The sequence below is a fragment of the Nitrospira sp. genome (assembly GCA_015709715.1).
GTDB lineage: Bacteria > Nitrospirota > Nitrospiria > Nitrospirales > Nitrospiraceae > Nitrospira_A.
On sequence record CP054184.1, the window covers coordinates 1851691 to 1871104 of the forward strand.

Consider the following 19414-nt stretch of genomic DNA (forward strand, 5'->3'; position numbering starts at 1 on the left):
GGCGGTCACGCAGCCGTTTTGATGATCTCCCGCAGCACGCTCGTCGCGTAGGAGCCGGGAGGCAGCCAGAAGGAGAGGGTGAGGGCGGAGCCTTCGAGGGACCAATTCAGGTCATTGAGACGCACCCGAAGCGCCCGGCGTTCCCCGCGGAATCCGCACTCGGCGCCCGCCTTCGATAGTGCCTCGGGCGTGGTGCCCAACTCGGCCACGACCGACCGTTCGAGCTCGCCGGGTGTTCCCGTCGACCAAGGCGCACGCGATCCGAAGAGCGGTCCCGTGGGGCTGATCTCGAATCGATCGACGCGAGGCTGTTCCACCTCGGGCAGCTCGACGACAAAACAGGCGCCATTGTCCGTCTTCATGGCCCAGTCTCCGGCGAAAACCCGGTCGAGGCTGTCGATTCGCTTCGCCACGATCCGGTTGAACAGATGCGACTGGTAGGCATTCATGAACCAGAGTCGCTTGGCGCGGCTCATCTTGTTTCGGCGGGCGGCGTCCCGCAGCAACTCAGCCCCAACCGCAAAATTATTTCCCGCCCGTCCCTGACGCTGCGGCCCGAAATAATTCGGCACCCCTCGGCGTTGCAGCTGCTCGAAGATCTGCTCTACATCGGCATCACATCCCTCGCGAACGTCCCGCACCACCAGACGAAACTGATTCCCGGCATGGTGCCCCTTGCGTAAGCGGTTGCGGTGCCGGCCCAGGACTTCCACCTTCAGGAGACGGTCGTCGGTGGCTAAGGCTGCCACCGTCTCCGGCTTCACTCCCTGCAGCGACACCATTTGAGTCGTGACCGCCTGGGCATCTTTCAGCCCGGCAATTCCGATGGACATCGCCTTGACGTGAAGGTGGGACGACAACCTCAACACCAGATCCGGCGTGGAAAGGCCGCGTTTCGTCACGCGGATATAGAGGTGCTCCCCTTCGCCGCAGGGCAGGTAGAGGGGCCGTTCTTCGACTTGAAAATCTTCCGGCGAGCTGCGAATGCGTCCTCCGAGCGCCGGAACTGCTGCGGTCAGATAGGGTAACGTCTCATCGAGTGCGGAGGAGGTGGTCATACGGTGTCCTTCTTCTCGCTTGCTCCAATTTGAGGCAATACAGTGGGTCCCAGCGGGACCCCATGTTATACTCCGGTCGAGTTGTACCACGCCTCCGCGTCCGTTCCCGAAAGAACTCAAATGCCCTTCCCGATTACGCACATCACCCTTGGGGCCTGGATATTCTGTTGGACTCTCGCGCCGGGCCTCGTCCCATCGGCCCTGACGGCAACCAGAATGAACGGGGTGGATGTCTTCGCCCGGTTCACTCAGCATATCGAGCGGCAAACTGAGATCGACAAACGGGCCTTTGCGGTCGCCAGCAAATGCATGACCTGGTTCTACAAGCAGCTGCGGGAACGGCCGGCTCCGCCGGCGATGCAACGCATCGCTTGGAGCGATGCTCCCATCATTCACGCCGCGGACCAACCACAGGACGAGTCCGCCGAATGTCGCGCCCTCTATCCCGGCGGCCTCGAAGCCGTGCGTACCGACTTTCAGCGGACGCAATCGTTCCTCTCCCTCTCGCTCACGTTTTATGAGTTCGCCCTGGTCGGGGACGGAGACGACAATTCTCTCTACAGCACTCGTGAGCTTCAGGATCTATTGTTGGCCCTGAGCCTGTCCGTCGAACCCTCGCTGGATTCCGAGACTCACCTTCGGCTGCTCACCTCGCGATTCGACATGCTGCACGAGGCGCGCGGCATGGAAGCGCTGATGGCCGGAATGAACAAGCTGTATGACCAGGGCTATCGCGTCACTCCCGCGGACAAGGCGCATCTCAACCGAGTGATGGAATGATCGCTCGCCTGATGCGCTGGCAGGAACTGGGACGGGTCTGGATCGGCCACTGGCTCAGCCGCCCCTTTCATCAGCTCTTCAACCTCATCCCGGGCCTGGAGTTGGGACTCGCCGAAGCGGCGATCACCTCGCTGCCCCTCAGCCACGCCCCGCTGGCCGGTCGGCGTGCGGTTCACCTCAGCGACCTGCACCTGGATCGGTACCGTCCCAGGCACCACGCCCTCGTCCGGACGGTGGAGGACCTTGGGCCGGACTGGATTTTCATCACCGGTGATCTCCTCAACGTCCGTGACGGCTTGCCGCACATGGTCCGCTTCCTCTCGGAGCTCCGCCGCCTGGCCCCCGTCTTCGTCACGCTCGGCAATCACGACCACTATAGCGGATTGCGTGTGGATGAATTCGCCGAACAGCTCGACCGCATCAAAGTGACGCTCCTGGTCAACCAGGTCACCTTCGTCCCCCTGGAAGACGGAGAACTCGCCATCGTCGGCCTCGACGATCCTTCCCTCCATCGGGCAGACCTGCGCTGCATTCCGTCATACCGACCCGGACGATTCACGCTCCTGCTGGCCCATGCGCCCAACATCCTGGAGCAGCTTGAATCACAGCATCACATCGATCTGGGCCTCTGCGGCCATAGCCATGCGGGCCAATGGCGTATTCCGTTCATCCCGACCTTTTGGCTGCCGCCCGGCTGCCACGGACGCACGAACGGCCTCTACCGGAACGGTGCCCACCGACTCTATGTCAACCGAGGCATCGGCTGGTCGGTGTTTCCCGTTCGACTCAACTGCTCGCCCGAAATCGTCGTCCTGGACTGGTCATCCTGACGCCTCGGTCTTCATCACGTGATTCGTTCCAGTGCCTCCCGGGCTCGGCTTCGCACCGTTTGATCCCAATCTTCCTTGCTGGCGTACAGCAACTTCTCCTTCGCGGCGGAGGCTCGAAGCCGACCGAGGCCGAGCGCGGCGCTGGCCCGCACATAGGCATGGTCGTCTTCCAGCGCCTTCAGCAGAGGCGGCACGACCGATTCGTCTCCGATGACGCCCAAATGGCTCGCCGCCATCCCACGCACACGGTGCTGCTTGTCTCCCAAGGCACGCTTCAGCGTCGTCAAGAACAATTCCTGGAGCCGGGGGGCAATGGTTTCCAGCCCGGCACGCTGATAGTCGTTCACTTCGATCAGCGCGAAGGCCACCTCGAGACGTTTATCGTGTGACGATTGGTTCTCGAACAGGGTGATCAACCGCGCTCGCTGCGCAACCCGTCGACGCCGCTGCTGAATCTTTCGCACGATGATCCAGGCGGCCACCGCAACGGCACAAACCAGAGCCGCGATAGGAATGGCCTGATCGATCACCACATCCTGCACCTCCGGCGAGAGGCGCTTCCAGATCCAGACGCCGGAGATCACCAGGCCCAGCAAGAGAAAGATAGCGGTCAGATTGGCATGGCCCGATTGAGCGTGGCGCGGCATGGCAGGCGCCATGATAGGAGGATGGTCCTCATGGCGTCAACGCGACGCCCACCCGCTCTTGACAGGCACCAGCCATGATGACTAGGCTTCGCATCCGTGGAACTACCGGATTTCCAGAACGATCCGCATTTGAAGGTCCTACGCCCGCTGGTGGAAACGTACCTGGCCTTCTGGCGCATGGATAGCCGACATATCCGTTCGCTGCGCCTCACACCGTCACAATTCGACGTCATCGCGACCCTCGGCGATACCAGCGGGCTGACCTGTGCGGAACTGTCTACTGCCACCCTGGTGACGAAAGGCACGCTGACCGGAGTCCTGGACCGCCTGGAGGAGAAGGGGCTCATTCGACGAACGCCGGTCGAATCCGACCGGAGAAGTACCAGAATCTGCCTGACCGCCAAGGGCGAGGAGCTCTTCAGAAAGATTTTCGCGGCGCACACGGCCTTCCTCCGTCCCTACTTTGAGCGCGCCCTCACCGCGGCAGAAGCGGATCAGCTGCGGCTACTGCTGCTTCGCTTGCGACAGAGCTTCCTGGAGGCCCCCAGTTCATGATCCGAGTCACGGTGCTGGGCTCCGGCACCAACCTCCATCCGCGCCGCGCCGCCGCGGGGTATGTAGTCCAGACGGACCACATCTTCTTGTTGGACTTCGGGCCCCGCACGCTGACTAACCTCATCAAGAGCGGCGTGGACCGACATCGGATCACCCATCTCTTGTTCTCGCATTTTCACGCCGACCACTTTGCCGATTTTATCCCGTTTTTTTTCGACGCGGTCATTTTCTGCAAGTATGAAGCGGGCACCAGACCGCCGTTGACGATCATCGGCCCCCGCGGCACCAAACGCGTGATGGGAGCGATGTTGTCCACCTTCCCCAGTTTCAACCGCGCGCCCTTCCGAGTCACCATTCGCGAGGTTGCCGATCGCGCCATCAGGCTCGGTGACACCGTGATCCGTCCTGCGACGGTCACCCACGCTCCCCGACTCCACTGTCTGGGCTACCGCATCGAATATGGCGGACGGGCTCTCGCCTATTCGGGCGATTCGTTGTATTGCGACGGCCTGATCCGGCTCTGTTACGAGGCGAACCTCGCCATTTTGGATTGTTCCTTTCCGGAAAATCGCCCGGGATCCGGCCATCTCCACGCGGGCCTCTGCGGTCGCGTGGCGCAGGAAGCCGGAGTCGACCGGTTGGTCCTCTCCCACTTCTATCCCATTGCCGAGCGGTATGACGTTCGAGCACAGGCCGGGCAATACTTCTCCGGCCGTATTCGTAAGGCGCGGGACCTGCTCTCCCTACGGGCCTGACTTCTGCCCCGACAAATGCGATGGCGCCAACAGCGGCACTCTACCTGACGAGCCGTAGCCGGGTAATGGCCGGCCTTAGAGGCCGCCCTCTCGTTGTTCACAACCGAGAATTTCGACGAACCGAGACAGCCGGTTCTTTTTCAGAGGATCATCGAGCTTGTTGTAGATGGCCAACAGGTTCTTGATCATGCGGGTGAGGATGGCACGCGGTGGGCTTGGCTGGAGGAACCGGTCTTCGAAGCCGTATCCGGCCTCCGTGAGGAACCGGGCACAATTCTTTTCTGTCAGGAGCGCGCCGCCGTTAAAACAGTCGATGAAGATCTTGTACTTGTCGGAATCGTACTTGACGAGGAAATGGCCGGGCATCCCGATACCTTGGACCGGCAGGTGCAACCGTTTTCCAATCAACAAATACACAGCGGACAGACTGATCGGAATGCCGGTTCGGCGGTCGAGCACGCAATTGAGATAACTGTTCTCAACTTCATAATAGTTCTTGGTATTGCCCCTGAACCCGGCTTCCGTAAAGAGATACCGATTGAGCGCCTTCACTGTCTCTTCGCCCGAGACCCTGGACCCGATCTGATCGCGCACTTCATGCGCCATGTGGTCCAACTGACGACGATACGACGGCACCTCCAGCATCGGATAGGCGTACCGCGCGAGGATGAAGGCGCCCGCTTCCAGATCGATACGATCGTCCGGCTGCGCCACCAGATCACGCAGTTCGTCCTCCAGCCTCGTCCCGCGGATTTCCTCCAGCACGGTGACGATGCGGTCGGACATTTCCGGCTGCTCGATCTCCGCTTCCTGCAGCAGCGGGACCGCGCAGTCCCCGTAGTCGATCAATTTTCCGCTGATAGTCTTGACGATGCGCTCATCCTCGTCGCCGAGGAGTCGAATCAAGGCGCGGATCTGGCTTTCATTCGCGAACATGGCGCATCCCCTGGATTCGGACGCCTCAGCCCATCGCGCGCCGGAAGACGCGGGCGCCGCCGTAGAGGCAGAGGGCGTCGAACAGCACCATCACAACGATGACCATCCCGACATGGGGCAGCGCTTCGGCCCACCCTTGTAGGATCAACGGGCGGACAGCGTCGATCGCCCAGGTCATGGGGTTGAACTGGGCCAGAAATCCCATCCACCCCGGCATGGCGCTCAACGGCACCAGCGCGGAACTCAAAAAGATCATCGGCAGCGACAGGAACCCCAATACGGAGAAAAAGTCGCCATGGCTCTTCACCGAGAACGCCATGGCCATGGAAATCGCGGTCAATCCGACCCCGAACATCATGCCGATCAGCAGGATCGTCGCCACCCCCGCCAGGCCCGTCGCCGGCTGGACGCCGAACAACCAGGCCACGCCTAGAATCACCAGGACCTGCAGGGAGGTAATGGTCATCACAAAGATGAATCGGCTGAGAATGACCGAGGTCCGATGGATCGGCGTCGACATCAACCGCTCCAGGAACCCGTTTTCCTTGTCGAAGAGCAGATCGACCCCGCCAGCCAAGCCGTTGTTGAGCACGGTCATGACGACCACGCCCGCCGCCAGGAAGCTGATGTAATTGGGCGCCTGGGTCACCTGCATATCGGCGGCGCGTTGGAACAAATTGCCGAAGAAAATGAGCCAGAACAGCATCGGCTGCACCAGCGTGAAGAGCATGCTGAACTTCTCGCGGCTCAACCGCCGCACCCAGCGCATAGTCAAGGCCCGGATTTCCTGCCAATACTCCTGCATAACGGCTCGTGGGCGAGGTGCGTGTCGCTACCTCTCCTCCTCCTTGGGGGTCTCGTCTTTGATGGATCGCCCGGTATGGGCGATGAATACGTCGTCCAGCCGCGGCCGGTGATAATCGATGAACTCCAGTCGGCAGGCCAGACGGTTGGCTGCTTCGAGAATGGCCGGCAAGGCCTTCTCCGGAGAGTCGACCCGGATATCCAATCCGTTCGGCTTAACCGCCACGGCCCGGATCGCAGGCAGATTCTTGACCGCCGCTTCTAGGCCCGCCACCCGGTCATGCTCATGGATCGTCAGCGACACCAAATCGCCGCCTAATCCAACTTTCAACTCTGTGGGCGATCCTAGGGCCTTGATCCGTCCGCCGTCGATGATGGCGATGCGGTCGCAGAGCTGATCCGCCTCGTCGAGATAATTGGTCGTCATTACCACGGTGATGCCCCGTTCCCGCATCGCCCGCACATGGTCCCAAATCCGCAGTCGGCTCTGGACATCCAAGCCCAGCGTCGGTTCGTCCAAAAAGAGGATCTTGGGATCGGGCAACAGCCCGCAGGCGATATCCAGTTTCCGCTTCATGCCCCCGGAGTAAGTCTTAGCCGGCCGGTCGGCATGTGGTTCGAGTTCGACCAGTTTAAGCAGGTGGGCGATACGGGTGTTTGCTTCGTCCGTGGCCAGGTGATAGAGATCCGCGAGTAGTTCCAGATGTTCACGCCCCGTAAGGAACCGATCAATGGCCCGCTCCTGGGGCACGTAGCCGATGGTCTTGCGCACCCGGTCTGCATCCTTCACGGTATCCAAGCCGAGGATGGTGGCTGAGCCGGAAGTGGGCTGGAGCAGCGTAATCAAGATGCGAAGCGTAGTGCTCTTGCCAGCGCCGTTCGGGCCGAGGAGTCCAAAAATTTCGCCGCCGTAGACTTGAAACGACAGATCATCCACGGCCCGGACCTTGTCATAGACCTTACCTAGGTGCGCAACGTCGATGGCGATCGACCGCGACATCAACTCCACCCGCCGGAGCCGCGCCGCTCGGCCACTTTGAATTGGATCAAATCACTGAGCCGCCGGGCCTGCTGCGGCAGATGTTCGGCCTCCAATAGGAATTGTTTCTCCAACGGCGTACAGTCCAGGTAGGTCGAGAGGGAGTTCACGAACACTTCGTCGCTCACGTCAGGGCGAACCAAGCTGTGGAGCGGTGACGCTTCTTCGTCCGCCTGGAGATATTCGTCGAGCACCTCCGTCAAATATCGGCGCAGCGCCGGATCCAACGGCAGGGATGGTTCGTGCGGTTTCAGGACGATGCGGGCCTCCCGATAACTTTTTTCATAGAACTCTTCGCGCACTTCGTATCGATCCAGGCCCTGCAGCAGAATATTGGATCGGCCGTCCGGCAGCATCTGCACGCTGGCCAAACGCCCGACACAGCCCATCGAAAAGATAGGTGGATTCCCATCGTACTGCTCTTCCCAGCCCTCCTTGAGCAGAGCCATGCCGATACATTGCCCTCTCGCCGCCGCATCCGCTACCATTTGACGGTACCGCGGCTCGAAAATGTGGAGCGGCAAATAGGTCTTGGGGAAGAACACGACATTGGGGAGGGGAAACACCGGAATGCGGGACGGAACGGGAAACGGCTGAGGTTTTCCCGATGTCTCGCGGGTCGGTTGCTCGCGCTCCGGTTCAAGAAACATGGCCCACGATAGCCGATGCTTTGCAAAATTGTCAACGCCACGAACGTGCCTTCCGGTCGCGACGATCGGTCGAAAACCCTTATGAATACTGGCGTTCTCTCCTCTCGCCCTCCGGCGAGAAAGGGCGCATTCGCAGATGGATTCCCTGGCACGGCAGGGCGGCTGATATGAATCCGATCGTCGTTCGAACGATGCGGCTGTTTCCTCTTTTGGCCCTCCTGCTGTCCTGTTCCGCCGTCTCTTCCGTCGACGTGGGGGCGGCCGACGGTGGGCCGGCGGAGTCGCCCATCTCCTTCCAACGTGCCTTGCCCGGCTATCAGTACCACTTTCCGTACGACCATGGCGCGCATGAAGCCTTCCGCACGGAGTGGTGGTACTACACCGGCCACCTCACCGACGCCAGCGGACGACGCTTCGGCTTTCAGCTGACCTTTTTCCGGCGCGGCATTCCGCCGGAACAGGTCAAGACCCTGCCCTCAGCCTGGTCCATCCAGCAATTGTACCTGGCCCATGTCGCGGTGACGGACCTCTCGAGCGGTCGATTCCATTACGCCGACAAACTCAGTCGTGGCGGTCTGGGCAAAGCAGGCGCGGACAGCGGGCGTCTCCATGTGTGGATCGATCGGTGGTCGCTCTCCATGGACGATCAACACCGGCAACTGCTTCAGGCCGACACCGAGGACTTCGGCCTCGACCTGCAAGTCACACCGCTCAAGCCCCCGGTTGTGCACGGCAACCAAGGGATCAGCCGCAAAGGGGGCGACCCGTCGGAAGCCTCTCACTATTATTCATTCACTCGGTTGCGGACGGAAGGTCGGTTGCGCCAAGGCAGCGAGACCGTGACCGTGACCGGCATCGGTTGGATGGACCACGAGTTCGGCTCCGCCGACCTGGGGCGAGACATCGTCGGGTGGGATTGGTTCAGCCTTCACTTCAACGACGACCGTGAACTCATGTGGTATGCGTTGCGCCGCGCCGATGGCTCCACCGATCCCGCATCGAGCGGCACGTTGGTGTTTCCGGACGGCCGCACCCAGCCGATCAACGCGGGCGACCTCTTGATCACCCCCGAAGCCTATTGGACCAGTCCTCGGTCGAAGGCGCGCTACCCCCAACGGTGGCGCCTCAGGGCTCCGTCGCTGGATCTGGATTTGGAGGTGCGTTCGCTGCTCGACGATCAGGAGTTGGACACCGCCCGCAGCACACGCGTGACTTATTGGGAGGGAGCCGTCTCGGCGGCAGGCCAGGCAGGGGGCAGAGCCGTGACGGGTCAGGGCTATGTCGAGTTAACCGGCTACGCCAAGCGATTTACACAACGACTCTGAGGCCTCCCGCTCGACTCGATTGTCACCTTGACTCGGCTATCTTCCTATGGTTAGGTCTCCGGCCATCGTGATATGCCGCGTCCCTCAATGGCTCGGACTGCCCCGTTGCACGCTCCTTGTGCTCGGGCTCCTTCTGCTCGCCTGCGGGAAGCAGGAGGCCGCGGTCGTCTCGATCGCGCTCCATCCCTCCAACCCCAATATCCTCTACATCGCCACAAATGAGGCCGTCCACAAGAGCCGAGACGGCGGACAGACGTGGGAACAATTCCCGAACTTCAGTGCACGCCGCGTGACGACCCTCGCCATCGATCCGAAACTCCCCGCCACCGTTTACGCCGGCACGATGGGCGACGCGGTCTACAAGAGCCCCGACGGTGGGCAACACTGGCTGCCGCACAACGTCGGGCTGAAGGAACACGTGTCGTTCGTGAACGAGATCATCTTCCATCCGGAGAATACCGAGTTGATCTATCTCGCCACCACGGTCGGCGCGTTCGTCTCGAAGAATGGCGGGCGCGAATGGGAAGAGCGCATGGCGGGAATGAAGGAAGTCCACATCGTCACCTGCATCGCGTTGGATCCTGCCCATCCCCGCCTCCTCTATGCCGGGACGACCGGTGGAACCTATCGCAGCGACGACGGCGGGAATTCGTGGCAAAAGGTGAACCGCGGGCTCATCCCCGAGGATGTACTCAACGCCGCCATGGCCCTCGGCGTGAACGTGTTGGTCGTCGATCCGACGAATCCCGACGTCATCTATGCGGGAACGACCAAAGGCCTGTTCCGCACCGGCAATCGCGCGGAGTCCTGGGAGACGATCGGGCAAGGACTCGCAGATCAATTTGTCAGCACGTTGATTCTCCATCCGTCGATCCCCGGCACCATGTATGTCGGCGGCCCCGCCGGGGTCTATGAGACGACGGACGGCGGCAAGACGTGGCACGCGCAGAACGAAGGGTTGGCCAGCCTGAACGTCCGCACCCTGGCGATCAGTCCGCTCGATCCACACGTGCTCTATGCGGGCACGAACGGCAGCGGTCTCTATCGATCCACCGACGGGGGGGCGCACTGGGTCCCCGTTCCGCTCACCGCTCGGCCTGCAGCCCATCGGGATCCCTAACCGCCGCATAGGTCCGCGATGCCAAAAATCCTGCTCGTTCGCCATGGAGAGACCGATTGGAACCGCAGCGGTCGCGTCATGGGCAACCAGCCGATTCCGCTGAATCCCGTCGGTGAACGGCAAGCTCGAGCCTGCGCCGAGGCGCTGGCGCACACGCCGATCGCGGCGATCTTCACCAGCCCAGTCTTGCGGGCCGTACAGACCGCGGAGATCGTCGGAGGCCCGCATGGGCTACCGTTACGACCGTTGTCCGGGCTGAGTGAAATCGGCGTGGGGGAATGGATCAATCGCTATTGGCAGGACTTTGCCGACGACCCGGCCAAGCGTGATTGGTACAGCCATCCGGATCGCGCGCGCCCCGCTGGTGGGGAAACTTTACGGGAGGTACAGGCGCGGGCGGTGGCGGCAGTGCAGCAGGCGCTCGAATCCGTCAAGGACGGCGCTTGTCTCTTCGTCTCGCACGGCGACGTCATCCGAGCGATCCTCTCCTACTACCTTGAGCTTGAGTTGGCATTCGTCCGACGGGCGCTGATCGACCACGCGTCGGTGAGCGGCTTGGAGGTCGCCGGGGAGTCGGCCCAACTCCTGTTCTTGAACCATCGAGCAGGGTTGGACCGACTGGTATAACCCGCCTCGCAACAGCTTCCCTCAGTGAGGGGCGGGAGCGGTTGTCTCGGCACCTTTGCCGTAGTACCGGCTTCCATACTCCTTCATCTCTCCCGACAAAGCGGCCCATTCCTCAGCCGTCATCAGGCCCTTCATCTTGAAGCGGAGTCCCAAAATCTTCCCTGCCGACCGCATCCGGCTGTTGTTCAATTCGTCGAGGATCTTGGTGAAGTCTTCCGGTGGAGCCGCATAATTCGCATTCAATTCATAAAGCGCACGGTGATACTGCCGATGCTGTTCACGCGCGGATTTCAACTCGGTGATGATCTCGCCCAGGACCTCGTTCACCTGCTTGACCTTCTCGGGATCCTTGACATGTTTTTCGATCAGGCCGCTCATGTCCTTGCCGGCCTTGCTCCAGTAATAATCGCCCTTTCCATACCCGTAACTGCCGTGGTGATGCGACGAACAACCCACCATGCCGGTCAGCATCAATCCGATAACGAGAACGAGAATTCGACGGCTCATCAGTCCCTCCCTAAGAATAAGATAAAGAATTCCTTGCCTCATTGGAAACGCATTGCGCCAGGCCTCACTCCTGCCGTAAGCTGCGGTGGGTTTGCGAACCGACCGAATACGCCATGGACCATTCTCCCGCTCAATCCCAGGTCAACCCCGTCGACCTGCTCCGCCAAGAGTTCCGAGAACACCTGGACCTGTTCTACAACCGACTTAAGCTGGCCGCCCCCTACCACAGCGTGGAAAAGGCCCTGAACACCCTCGCTCAATCGCTCAAAGGCTTGCCGCCTGCGGAACTCGAGCGGTTGACCACCGATCAGACTCTGCGTTGGATTCGTTTTCGACAAGCCTTCGTAGACTCCGGGTTGCATCTGAAACACCGAGGCATCATTGCAGGTCTGGTTCGCTCCAGGCAGTCACTGAATCTGCCGCCGGAGTTTGACCACCTCCTCAATCTCTACATCTCCCCATCCTAAACGCCTCGCTTGCCGTCCGTCAGGACCGTTCGAAGTTCCTCATAGACCTGCATCAACCTGGTGTTTTCGATGCGATAGGCCACGGTGATGGTCAAGAGACCAAACGCCACCACGATCAGCCCCACACCTGTCACCCCGACACCCAGCAACAGTCCTCCCAGTGAGGCCAGGCCACCCTCCATGGCATAACTGATTAGAAACCCGAGGGTGCCCAACCCGACGAGCGCAAACCAGAGGAAGGTGAGAATGGAGGAGGACCACGGCACCCGTTTGGTGCAGGTGAGCTGAAGGCCATCCTGCTCCGATGCCCATTCGATTGAGCCCTTCACAGGCCAGGCCGTACGAAACCCCATGGAAAACAATCGATAGGTCGGTCGGATTACCATGCGATTCCGCTCGGGAAAGATTCGCGCAACGCCGTGCGGCAAGGCAAGAAATCCGTTTGGGTCACAGCGTCGCACAAGGGTCTCCGCGGTGAGGGCCGCGAAATGGTCCCGGACCTGTCCGATGCCATATCCATAACGGCTGGCGTCGGAGGACAGCCGGGTGAAATACATCCAGTCACCGACGAGCAGTCCCACGAACAACACGACGGCAAAGGTTCCGGCCAAAAGCATAGCGGGCAACTTCCCACAGGCCTAGACGGAGAATCAAGCCTGCTCCTCCCAGGCTCTCGATCAGGTGGAGGAATTTGTTGACTCATCCGCAAGGCTTTGGCTACATTAGGCCCGGTTTATCCCGGCGGGTACGAAGGGGTTCGTCTGGTAGGGTCCCGCCTTCATAGATTTTTCCACGCCACACGTTTCGGTTCCCGGCACGTTCCGCGGAGGAATGTGAGAACGGAATGCTGTGATCTTGCGGAGGGACGATGGATATCGCCAAAATCGAGCGGGTGTACACAAGTTATTCCGGCATCTACGATCACATCTTCGGCAAGATTTTTCACGAGTCGCGCGAATCGGCCGTGCGTAATCTGCGCATTCGACCCGAGGAGAAGATCTTGGAAGTCGGGGTGGGAACGGGCATTGCCCTGGAGTACTATCCGAAGAACTGCGAGATCATCGGTATCGACCTTTCCTCCGGCATGCTGGCCAAGGCCCGTCAGCGCCAGTCTCACTACCACCTTGATCATGTGCGGCTGATGTTGATGGATGCAGGACAGATGGACTTTGCCGACAACACGTTCGACACCGTGATGGCCGCTTACGTCGTGACTGCCGTGCCGGACTACCGTAAAGTCGTGAACGAAATGATCCGCGTGTGCAAGCCGGGCGGCCGCATCATCATGCTCAACCACTTCAGCAACGGCAACAAGTTGATCGCGGCCGTGGAAAAAGTCATCTCTCCCCTCTGTAAACACATCGGTTTCCGGACCGACTTGTCACTGAGTCACGTCCTCGAAGGCACCAATCTCCACGTCGCTAGAAAAGAGAAGGTCAATCCCATGAAATTCTGGCATCTGGTGGAATGCGTGAACCAAAAGAACGGCAGCATCAACGGAACCGGCAGGAACGGTCACCACAGCTGAATCATTCCGACGCACTACGGGGTGAGAGGCGCGAAAGCACTTAGCGCTTCCGGCCCATCCCTCGCGGCAGGGTCCCACGCTGCTCACCGGGCGCACAGGCGTGCTCCTCAATCCACACGTCCTCGCAGACCACGTAAAAGACCCCCTGCGGATCGAACCAGAACCGGAATCGCCCATCACACAACTCCACCTGAACCGTACTGAGCGCAGACCAGTCCGCGCCATCCTGTTCGAGGAGAGACAGGTCGGAAACGCCTTGCATCGTAAGGGTCGCAAGGCGCGGCACCCCATGCGTCTCGTACCATACGACGACTGAGACCGCACTCCCAGCCGGCACTTGACGCATGGACTCTTCATCGAAGACCCAGCGCTTGGACAGGTGCACCTCCAACACGTGCCCGCCGGAAAATCCTTGCGTGTGAGTAAGAAACCACCGCAGATCGTCCGCTGTCTTAATGGAATATCCCATGGAGGAGAGAGGTCCAACAGACCTGTGAATGTAAGCCTACCCGCCCACCTTATCACGCCATGAGATAAGAGAATATGGGGAAAAGAACGTGCGGCGGGGGAACAGGGCGCTGCGGCGACTAGAAGAGGAGGTGCTGCTGTTTGAGTTCCGCCACTTGGCGTTCGAGATCACCTACCCGTTCCTGGAGTCGTTGGTTCTCCAAGCGAAGCAGATCCAGGCGATCCAACAGCTGTTCGCGCTGGATTCTCGTCCATTCCAGCGTACGCCGCAAACCGGCCAACTCCAGTTGCGCCTGTTGTCCGTCCTCAGTCCGTACACCCATAGTCACGCCTCGCGCGAAGATCACCGGCCACAGCTAGGCGGAATGGTAACGCAGTCTGATTCCGTTGCGGAGCGATTAGTGAATTATGGACGGCGGCAGAAAAAAACGGAAAGAGGCAGGGGGCCGGCGAAGCGGCCTCAGTGAGACTGAGCGGCGCGCCTCATCCTGCGCTGGTCTTGCTCACAGGATGGTTCCCACCGGTATCGAAGCAGCACCCCGTTGGCTTCCCAACCGGGAGGACAGAGTTTTCCAGTGCCATAATAGTCGGCATCCAACACGGAAAACGGCGCGACATTCTTGATCCAATCTTGCGCGTGGCCATTGGATTCAATATAGGACTGAAAAAAGTAAGCTCCCCCGGTCAAGGGTAGTTCCGGAATCACAAAATCCACGTACCCTTCTTCCTGTAGCGTAAGCGGCATCGGATCTACGACATCGGTCGAAAGGATGAACAGGTCCTGGCCCTTCCGCCCGTTGACGGAGATGCTGAGATGACAATTGCGGAACTCTTTCCCCGCCGCACAACGGTAATGCATGCGAATGACGATCTCCCGGCCGGTGATGGCCGCCGTGACAGGGTGTCGCTCGCTGTCCAGGAGTTCGATCTTGGTGAGTCGAATCTCTCCCAGACCGACTCGATCGTGGCGGGCCTCGATGGCCGTGCCCGCCGACTCGCGAATAGCATCGGCATACCCCTGCACCACCTCCTGCGTCGCCCCGATTCGAGCCACCCGTCCCTTCTCCAGCAGGATGGCCCGCTCGCAGAGGCCCTCGATGACCGTCATATTGTGACTCACGATGAGCACGGTCCGTCCGCTCCGACTGACCTCTTCCATCTTGCCGAGACATTTCTGTTGAAAGCTGGCATCTCCGACGGCCAGTACCTCGTCGACGATCAGGATCTCAGGCTCAAGATGGGCCGCCACGGCAAAGGCCAAGCGGACATACATGCCGCTGGAATACCGTTTGACCGGCGTATCGATGAATTGTTCCACTCCGGAAAAGGCGACGATCTCATCGAACTTGCGCTGCACCTCTTGTCGGCGCATGCCCAGCATCGCGGCATTGAGGTAGATATTCTCTCGCCCGGTCAGTTCCGAGTGAAACCCCGTCCCCACTTCCAAGAGGGAACTGACACGTCCGTAAAGATCCGCCGTTCCGCTGGTGGGCTGGGTAATCCGTGACAAGATCTTGAGCAACGTGCTCTTGCCGGCCCCATTGTGTCCGACGATCCCCAGCACCTCGCCGTGCTTCACCTCGAAGGACACATCGCGCAAGGCCCAAAACGCATGGTCTTCGGCCCCCCACCCTGCCCTCCACCGCACCAATGCTGTCAACCCGTGCATGACCTGATCACGCAGGGTGTTGTGCCGAACGGTCGCGGCCCCCAGCTTGTATTGCTTCGACAGACCCTGGGCGGAAATAGCCAGATTCCCCATTCAGATCACATCCGCAAAGACGCGCTCCATCGAGCGGAAGTACAAGAGGCCGCCCACGAAAATAACGAGCACGATGGCCAGGCTGGGCATGAACAGGGCGAAATCCACTTGGAACCCTGGAATGAGGGCCCACCGAAAGCCCTGTACCACGCTGACCACCGGATTCAAGGAATAGAGAAATCGCCAAGCCTCCGGCACCTTGCTTGCCGGGTACAGAATCGGCGAGACGAACATCCATAGTTGAATGAAGAGCGGCAGCACGTGCCCCACATCCCGGTATTTCACATACAGAGCCGAGACCCAAAGCCCGCAGGCCAGGGTAATCACGCAGGCCAGCAGGGCAAACAGCGGCAGCAGCAACACCCGCCAGGTCGGCATCACTCCAAACCACGCCATCAATCCCATGAACGCGACGAAGGCCAGGAACAAATCGACCAAGGGCGCAAGCGTAGCGGACAGGGGAAGGATCAGCCTGGGGAAATATACCTTGCTGATCAGGGGCGCCTCGCCCACTAAACTGGTCCCCCCCCGGCTCAATGCTTGGGAAATGTAGAGCCAAGGCAGCAGCCCGGCGTAGAGGAAGAGAGGGTACGAAAACCCATCCGATGGAATTTTCCCCATGATACTGAATACGGCGGTGAACACCAACATGGTCGCAACCGGCTGAAACATGGCCCAGACGATGCCTAGCAGAGTCTGTTTATACCGTACCATGACATCGCGCCACACGAGGATGTAGACGAGTTCCCGGTATTGCCAAAGCCCAGCCCAATCAAGGTCCAGCAAGCCTTTGGCGGGGCGAATTTGAATGTGAGGGAGCACGGCCGGGCTGCTGGATTGAAGGTTCACCGCAGACATCGTATTCAGTTCACTCGCTTGCGATTTGCAGCCACTCGATCGCACTATCAGTGGTTGTGTGAGCGGGAAAGGCGGACGGGCTTAGCTCGCCCAAACAGGAAGTCATCCTAACTGGAACATCCGCGAAGGTACAGACTTAATTCATTCCCTGATGCAACTGTAGCAGATGACCCGGCCAGGCGGCCTCAATTCATGACAAGGCCTGCATGGGGTGCCCCTGTTTCTGCAAGGTCTTGATGGAAGGCGCCCGATGGAGCCTCGGACGGAACAACTCAGGGAGCGCCTGCCTTTCAGCGGCGAGGAGCATCAGGTGCGGGATCAGGGCGTAGAGGAGGATTTCGTATCGAGCGCACGACGCTCGTCTTCCGATACGTATCGAATGGCCAGACCCGACATATGCAACATCCAGCTCTGGCCGCCTCCAGCTCCCTGTGAGAAGCTCCAGGCATCCATCCGGAAAGGATTCCAATAACCACTCCGATAGGATGTGGCGGCATTGGCACCGGAGACAGCGGACCCCATGGTGGATTGGAACACCGGCCCTCGATCCGCAACGCGCCGGACGTCCGCTTCCCCTAGAACTACCGCATCGGCCCCCAACTCCTTCGCTTGTGACAGAATTCGATCCCGCAACGTATCCTCACTGGCATATTCGCTCGTGGCTACGATTCGGGCAATCTGCACATACCCGTGATTCGGTTCTCGAGCCAGGGTCTTCACATCCTCTCCCCCCCTGCGCGGCTCGAAAGAAGCGCTGGTCAGGGGATCGACCTGTACCGACACACAGGCGCTGGAGGACATGAGGAGTGCGAGAGAAAGAAGGCGGAGCAGCGGTCTCATAAGAATATCCTTCGACGGTTGCTATGAAGCCCCATCCTGAAGATACGCCGACTCCGGTTATACTGACGGAGAATCAGCCGCTAATTCAAGAGGAACTTCCCCCATTCCCTACAGGTGGCCTTCAAGCAGGCCGCGGACCTGCTCCATCCGTCGGCGGTTCACCCCTAAATCGCCATAACCAACCCGCGAAGCCGATCGAAACTGGATCAGCTTGTGGTCATCGTCGAACAGAAATTCGACATCGTCGGCAAAGCGCAACAGGAAGCTCGTGCATTCGTAATGTTGATAATGGTCGTCCTCGTCCACGAGGACCGTCCGCGGCAAAGACAGCATGGCACGCTTGACCTCCGCTTTCGCCAGAGCCAGTTCGACCCGATAGGGCCACGGCGCCATTCCATGCCGCGAATCTTGCGCCTGCGTCGACACGCAATTGGGGCTGGAGGGACAAGGGGGCAGCTGTCTCACGACCACCTCATCCCCACCATATACCGCACCGCAGCGAGCCGGAACAAGGTAGGGCTCATGCTCCTCCGGGCGATGGGCTCGTTGATTGCGGCAGCGGTCCTGAGGTACGCTACCCCCTTGCCGAGTCCATGGTGACGGCTTGTCGCCGTTTATACTTCCTACACAGCTGAGCGTCTCGGCTCAGGTCAACAAAGGAGTCCTTGCGCATGTCCGGTTTTCCGATCGAGTATGCCACCCGTATCAAGACGCTGCCTCCCTACCTCTTTGCCGCCATCGACAAGATGAAGCAAGATGCGATTGCCCGCGGCGTCGATATCATCAACCTCGGCATCGGCGATCCGGACCTCCCGACACCTGATCCCATCATCGAGAGCCTGCGCCAGGCCGCCGGCAATCCGAAACACCATCAATATCCATCCTATGAAGGCATGCTCTCCTTCCGAAGGGCCGTCGCCGATTGGTACCAACGGCGGTTTCACGTGACGCTCGATCCGGCCAGCGAAGTGCTGACCTTGATCGGCTCCAAGGAAGGCATCGGCCATGTCCCGTTGGCCTTCATTGATCCGGGTGATGTGGTGTTGGTCCCCAGCCCGGGGTATCCCGTGTATCCGGTGGGAACCGCCTTTGCCGGCGGGGTGTCTCACCTGATGCCGTTGACGAAGGCCAATGGATTTCTTCCAGACCTGAACGCGATTCCCGCGGACGTCGCGAAAAAGGCTAAGCTCATGTGGCTGAATTCCCCGAACAACCCGACCTCGGTCGTCATGACCAAGGACTATTTCAAGCGCGTCGTCGAATTCGCCAACGCGAACCGGATCATCGTGTGCCATGATGCCGCCTACTCGGAAATTTTTTACGATGGCCGCCCGCCCGCCAGTTTCATGGAGGTGGACGGAGCCAAGGATGTGGGCGTGGAGTTTCACTCCCTCTCGAAGACCTACAACATGACGGGGTGGCGGCTCGGCTTTGTCGTGGGAAATGCCCAGGTGCTCGCCGGATTGGGCAAGGTGAAGAGCAACCTGGACTCCGGTGCATTTCAAGCCATCCAGGAAGCCGGAATCACGGCGCTGAACCTCGACGACACCGTCACCGACAGCTTGCGCCAGATTTACCAGGAGCGGCGAGATGTGCTGGTGCCCGGCCTGAAGAAGCTCGGCCTCGAGGTCGATCCCCCGCCCGCAGCCTTCTACATCTGGGTCACCGTTCCGAAGGGCTACACCTCCACCTCTTTCACCGCACACCTGCTGGAGAAGGCCGGCATCGTCACCACGCCAGGGAACGGCTTCGGCGCTCCGGGTGAAGGCTATATCCGCATGACCGTCACCACCCCCAAGGATCGCTTGGCGGAGGCGGTTGAACGCATCCGAAAGATTGGGTTCTAGAACGGGCAACG

The 19414-nt window shown here is 60.2% G+C and carries 24 protein-coding genes; 10 read left to right on the forward strand and 14 right to left on the reverse strand.

The window, feature by feature from the left end; genetic code table 11:
• Window positions 1-5 precede the first annotated feature (5 nt).
• Window positions 6-1058 carry a tRNA pseudouridine(13) synthase TruD gene (locus tag HRU82_08695; protein QOJ35021.1) on the reverse strand — a complete coding sequence of 351 codons (1053 nt, stop codon included), beginning with the start codon at window positions 1056-1058 and terminating at the stop codon, window positions 6-8.
• Window positions 1059-1178: 120 nt separating this feature from the next.
• Here HRU82_08695 and HRU82_08700 point away from each other — a divergent pair, with 120 nt between their 5' ends.
• Both HRU82_08700 and HRU82_08705 read left to right on the forward strand, forming a co-directional pair.
• Entirely contained in the window at window positions 1179-1838 is a 660-nt protein-coding gene (locus HRU82_08700; protein ID QOJ35022.1) for a hypothetical protein, read from the forward strand.
• Complete coding sequence (locus tag HRU82_08705) at window positions 1835-2668, forward strand: metallophosphoesterase (protein ID QOJ35023.1); 834 nt, start codon at window positions 1835-1837, stop codon at window positions 2666-2668. The genes HRU82_08700 and HRU82_08705 overlap by 4 nt, the downstream gene beginning before the upstream one ends.
• 14 nt (window positions 2669-2682) lie before the next feature.
• Here the strand turns inward: HRU82_08705 and HRU82_08710 are convergent, their stop codons facing one another.
• On the reverse strand, window positions 2683-3315 hold the full coding sequence (locus HRU82_08710) for a HEAT repeat domain-containing protein (GenBank protein QOJ35024.1): 633 nt from the start codon (window positions 3313-3315) through the stop codon (window positions 2683-2685).
• Between the two features lie 96 nt (window positions 3316-3411).
• Here HRU82_08710 and HRU82_08715 point away from each other — a divergent pair, with 96 nt between their 5' ends.
• Entirely contained in the window at window positions 3412-3870 is a 459-nt protein-coding gene (locus tag HRU82_08715) for a MarR family transcriptional regulator (GenBank protein ID QOJ35025.1), read from the forward strand.
• Window positions 3867-4625: an MBL fold metallo-hydrolase gene (locus HRU82_08720; protein QOJ35026.1), complete on the forward strand. Its 759-nt coding sequence runs from the start codon at window positions 3867-3869 to the stop codon at window positions 4623-4625. The genes HRU82_08715 and HRU82_08720 overlap by 4 nt, the downstream gene beginning before the upstream one ends.
• Window positions 4626-4700: 75 nt before the next feature.
• On the opposite strand, the gene HRU82_08725 is transcribed toward HRU82_08720, so the two are convergent.
• From HRU82_08725 to HRU82_08740, 4 genes are read right to left on the reverse strand one after another with little or no spacing between them, the layout of a single operon-like run.
• Window positions 4701-5561, reverse strand: coding sequence for a hypothetical protein (locus HRU82_08725; protein QOJ35027.1), 861 nt, complete (start codon window positions 5559-5561; stop codon window positions 4701-4703).
• A gap of 25 nt (window positions 5562-5586) precedes the next feature.
• Window positions 5587-6366, reverse strand: a complete 780-nt coding sequence (locus HRU82_08730) for an ABC transporter permease (GenBank protein ID QOJ35028.1) — start codon at window positions 6364-6366, stop codon at window positions 5587-5589.
• A 27-nt stretch (window positions 6367-6393) separates the two neighbouring features.
• The gene (locus tag HRU82_08735; protein QOJ35029.1) at window positions 6394-7365 is read right to left on the reverse strand and encodes an ATP-binding cassette domain-containing protein; all 972 of its coding nucleotides are present in this window, start codon (window positions 7363-7365) and stop codon (window positions 6394-6396) included.
• Window positions 7365-8054: an LON peptidase substrate-binding domain-containing protein gene (locus HRU82_08740; GenBank protein ID QOJ35030.1), complete on the reverse strand. Its 690-nt coding sequence runs from the start codon at window positions 8052-8054 to the stop codon at window positions 7365-7367. Before HRU82_08740 ends, HRU82_08735 begins: the two co-directional genes overlap by 1 nt.
• Window positions 8055-8245: 191 nt before the next feature.
• Here HRU82_08740 and HRU82_08745 point away from each other — a divergent pair, with 191 nt between their 5' ends.
• From HRU82_08745 to HRU82_08755, 3 genes are all read left to right on the forward strand, one after another.
• Window positions 8246-9379 (forward strand): carotenoid 1,2-hydratase, encoded by a 1134-nt coding sequence (locus HRU82_08745; protein ID QOJ37155.1) that lies wholly within the window; start codon window positions 8246-8248, stop codon window positions 9377-9379.
• Window positions 9380-9497: 118 nt separating this feature from the next.
• On the forward strand, window positions 9498-10499 hold the full coding sequence (locus HRU82_08750; GenBank protein QOJ35031.1) for a hypothetical protein: 1002 nt from the start codon (window positions 9498-9500) through the stop codon (window positions 10497-10499).
• An 18-nt stretch (window positions 10500-10517) separates the two neighbouring features.
• Window positions 10518-11126, forward strand: a complete 609-nt coding sequence (locus HRU82_08755) for a histidine phosphatase family protein (protein QOJ35032.1) — start codon at window positions 10518-10520, stop codon at window positions 11124-11126.
• A gap of 21 nt (window positions 11127-11147) precedes the next feature.
• Here the strand turns inward: HRU82_08755 and HRU82_08760 are convergent, their stop codons facing one another.
• The gene (locus HRU82_08760) at window positions 11148-11633 is read right to left on the reverse strand and encodes a hypothetical protein (protein ID QOJ35033.1); all 486 of its coding nucleotides are present in this window, start codon (window positions 11631-11633) and stop codon (window positions 11148-11150) included.
• A gap of 113 nt (window positions 11634-11746) precedes the next feature.
• Here HRU82_08760 and HRU82_08765 point away from each other — a divergent pair, with 113 nt between their 5' ends.
• A complete protein-coding gene (locus HRU82_08765; protein ID QOJ35034.1) occupies window positions 11747-12100 on the forward strand; it encodes a hypothetical protein in 354 nt (117 codons plus the stop codon).
• Here the strand turns inward: HRU82_08765 and HRU82_08770 are convergent.
• Window positions 12097-12717: a hypothetical protein gene (locus tag HRU82_08770; GenBank protein QOJ35035.1), complete on the reverse strand. Its 621-nt coding sequence runs from the start codon at window positions 12715-12717 to the stop codon at window positions 12097-12099. The genes HRU82_08765 and HRU82_08770 overlap by 4 nt on opposite strands.
• Window positions 12718-12968: 251 nt before the next feature.
• Here HRU82_08770 and HRU82_08775 point away from each other — a divergent pair, with 251 nt between their 5' ends.
• Window positions 12969-13628, forward strand: a complete 660-nt coding sequence (locus tag HRU82_08775; GenBank protein QOJ35036.1) for a methyltransferase domain-containing protein — start codon at window positions 12969-12971, stop codon at window positions 13626-13628.
• A 40-nt stretch (window positions 13629-13668) separates the two neighbouring features.
• Here the strand turns inward: HRU82_08775 and HRU82_08780 are convergent, their stop codons facing one another.
• The 6 genes from HRU82_08780 to HRU82_08805 all read right to left on the reverse strand — a co-directional run bounded on the left by HRU82_08780 (window position 13669) and on the right by HRU82_08805 (window position 18027).
• The gene (locus tag HRU82_08780; protein QOJ35037.1) at window positions 13669-14097 is read right to left on the reverse strand and encodes a hypothetical protein; all 429 of its coding nucleotides are present in this window, start codon (window positions 14095-14097) and stop codon (window positions 13669-13671) included.
• A 118-nt stretch (window positions 14098-14215) separates the two neighbouring features.
• The gene (locus HRU82_08785; GenBank protein QOJ35038.1) at window positions 14216-14419 is read right to left on the reverse strand and encodes a hypothetical protein; all 204 of its coding nucleotides are present in this window, start codon (window positions 14417-14419) and stop codon (window positions 14216-14218) included.
• A 137-nt stretch (window positions 14420-14556) separates the two neighbouring features.
• Window positions 14557-15858 carry an ABC transporter ATP-binding protein gene (locus HRU82_08790; protein ID QOJ35039.1) on the reverse strand — a complete coding sequence of 434 codons (1302 nt, stop codon included), beginning with the start codon at window positions 15856-15858 and terminating at the stop codon, window positions 14557-14559.
• The gene (locus HRU82_08795) at window positions 15859-16716 is read right to left on the reverse strand and encodes an ABC transporter permease (GenBank protein ID QOJ35040.1); all 858 of its coding nucleotides are present in this window, start codon (window positions 16714-16716) and stop codon (window positions 15859-15861) included.
• Between the two features lie 318 nt (window positions 16717-17034).
• Window positions 17035-17556, reverse strand: a complete 522-nt coding sequence (locus HRU82_08800) for a hypothetical protein (protein QOJ35041.1) — start codon at window positions 17554-17556, stop codon at window positions 17035-17037.
• A gap of 108 nt (window positions 17557-17664) precedes the next feature.
• Window positions 17665-18027 carry a DUF1499 domain-containing protein gene (locus tag HRU82_08805; GenBank protein ID QOJ35042.1) on the reverse strand — a complete coding sequence of 121 codons (363 nt, stop codon included), beginning with the start codon at window positions 18025-18027 and terminating at the stop codon, window positions 17665-17667.
• A gap of 200 nt (window positions 18028-18227) precedes the next feature.
• On the opposite strand from HRU82_08805, the gene HRU82_08810 reads away from it, so the two are divergent.
• Entirely contained in the window at window positions 18228-19403 is a 1176-nt protein-coding gene (locus tag HRU82_08810) for an LL-diaminopimelate aminotransferase (protein QOJ35043.1), read from the forward strand.
• Window positions 19404-19414: the final 11 nt, after the last annotated feature.

Coding starts and splice junctions, on each gene's coding strand:
- HRU82_08695 (QOJ35021.1), bottom strand. CDS start 1,058: ATGACCACCTCCTCCGCACTCGATGAGACGTTACCCTATCTGACCGCA.
- HRU82_08790 (QOJ35039.1), bottom strand. CDS start 15,858: ATGGGGAATCTGGCTATTTCCGCCCAGGGTCTGTCGAAGCAATACAAG.
- HRU82_08725 (QOJ35027.1), bottom strand. CDS start 5,561: ATGTTCGCGAATGAAAGCCAGATCCGCGCCTTGATTCGACTCCTCGGC.
- HRU82_08760 (QOJ35033.1), bottom strand. CDS start 11,633: ATGAGCCGTCGAATTCTCGTTCTCGTTATCGGATTGATGCTGACCGGC.
- HRU82_08795 (QOJ35040.1), bottom strand. CDS start 16,716: ATGTCTGCGGTGAACCTTCAATCCAGCAGCCCGGCCGTGCTCCCTCAC.
- HRU82_08700 (QOJ35022.1), top strand. CDS start 1,179: ATGCCCTTCCCGATTACGCACATCACCCTTGGGGCCTGGATATTCTGT.
- HRU82_08755 (QOJ35032.1), top strand. CDS start 10,518: ATGCCAAAAATCCTGCTCGTTCGCCATGGAGAGACCGATTGGAACCGC.
- HRU82_08780 (QOJ35037.1), bottom strand. CDS start 14,097: ATGGGATATTCCATTAAGACAGCGGACGATCTGCGGTGGTTTCTTACT.
- HRU82_08810 (QOJ35043.1), top strand. CDS start 18,228: ATGTCCGGTTTTCCGATCGAGTATGCCACCCGTATCAAGACGCTGCCT.
- HRU82_08735 (QOJ35029.1), bottom strand. CDS start 7,365: ATGTCGCGGTCGATCGCCATCGACGTTGCGCACCTAGGTAAGGTCTAT.
- HRU82_08705 (QOJ35023.1), top strand. CDS start 1,835: ATGATCGCTCGCCTGATGCGCTGGCAGGAACTGGGACGGGTCTGGATC.
- HRU82_08775 (QOJ35036.1), top strand. CDS start 12,969: ATGGATATCGCCAAAATCGAGCGGGTGTACACAAGTTATTCCGGCATC.
- HRU82_08710 (QOJ35024.1), bottom strand. CDS start 3,315: ATGCCGCGCCACGCTCAATCGGGCCATGCCAATCTGACCGCTATCTTT.
- HRU82_08740 (QOJ35030.1), bottom strand. CDS start 8,054: ATGTTTCTTGAACCGGAGCGCGAGCAACCGACCCGCGAGACATCGGGA.
- HRU82_08770 (QOJ35035.1), bottom strand. CDS start 12,717: ATGCTTTTGGCCGGAACCTTTGCCGTCGTGTTGTTCGTGGGACTGCTC.
- HRU82_08730 (QOJ35028.1), bottom strand. CDS start 6,366: ATGCAGGAGTATTGGCAGGAAATCCGGGCCTTGACTATGCGCTGGGTG.
- HRU82_08765 (QOJ35034.1), top strand. CDS start 11,747: ATGGACCATTCTCCCGCTCAATCCCAGGTCAACCCCGTCGACCTGCTC.
- HRU82_08745 (QOJ37155.1), top strand. CDS start 8,246: ATGCGGCTGTTTCCTCTTTTGGCCCTCCTGCTGTCCTGTTCCGCCGTC.
- HRU82_08720 (QOJ35026.1), top strand. CDS start 3,867: ATGATCCGAGTCACGGTGCTGGGCTCCGGCACCAACCTCCATCCGCGC.
- HRU82_08785 (QOJ35038.1), bottom strand. CDS start 14,419: ATGGGTGTACGGACTGAGGACGGACAACAGGCGCAACTGGAGTTGGCC.
- HRU82_08800 (QOJ35041.1), bottom strand. CDS start 17,556: ATGAGACCGCTGCTCCGCCTTCTTTCTCTCGCACTCCTCATGTCCTCC.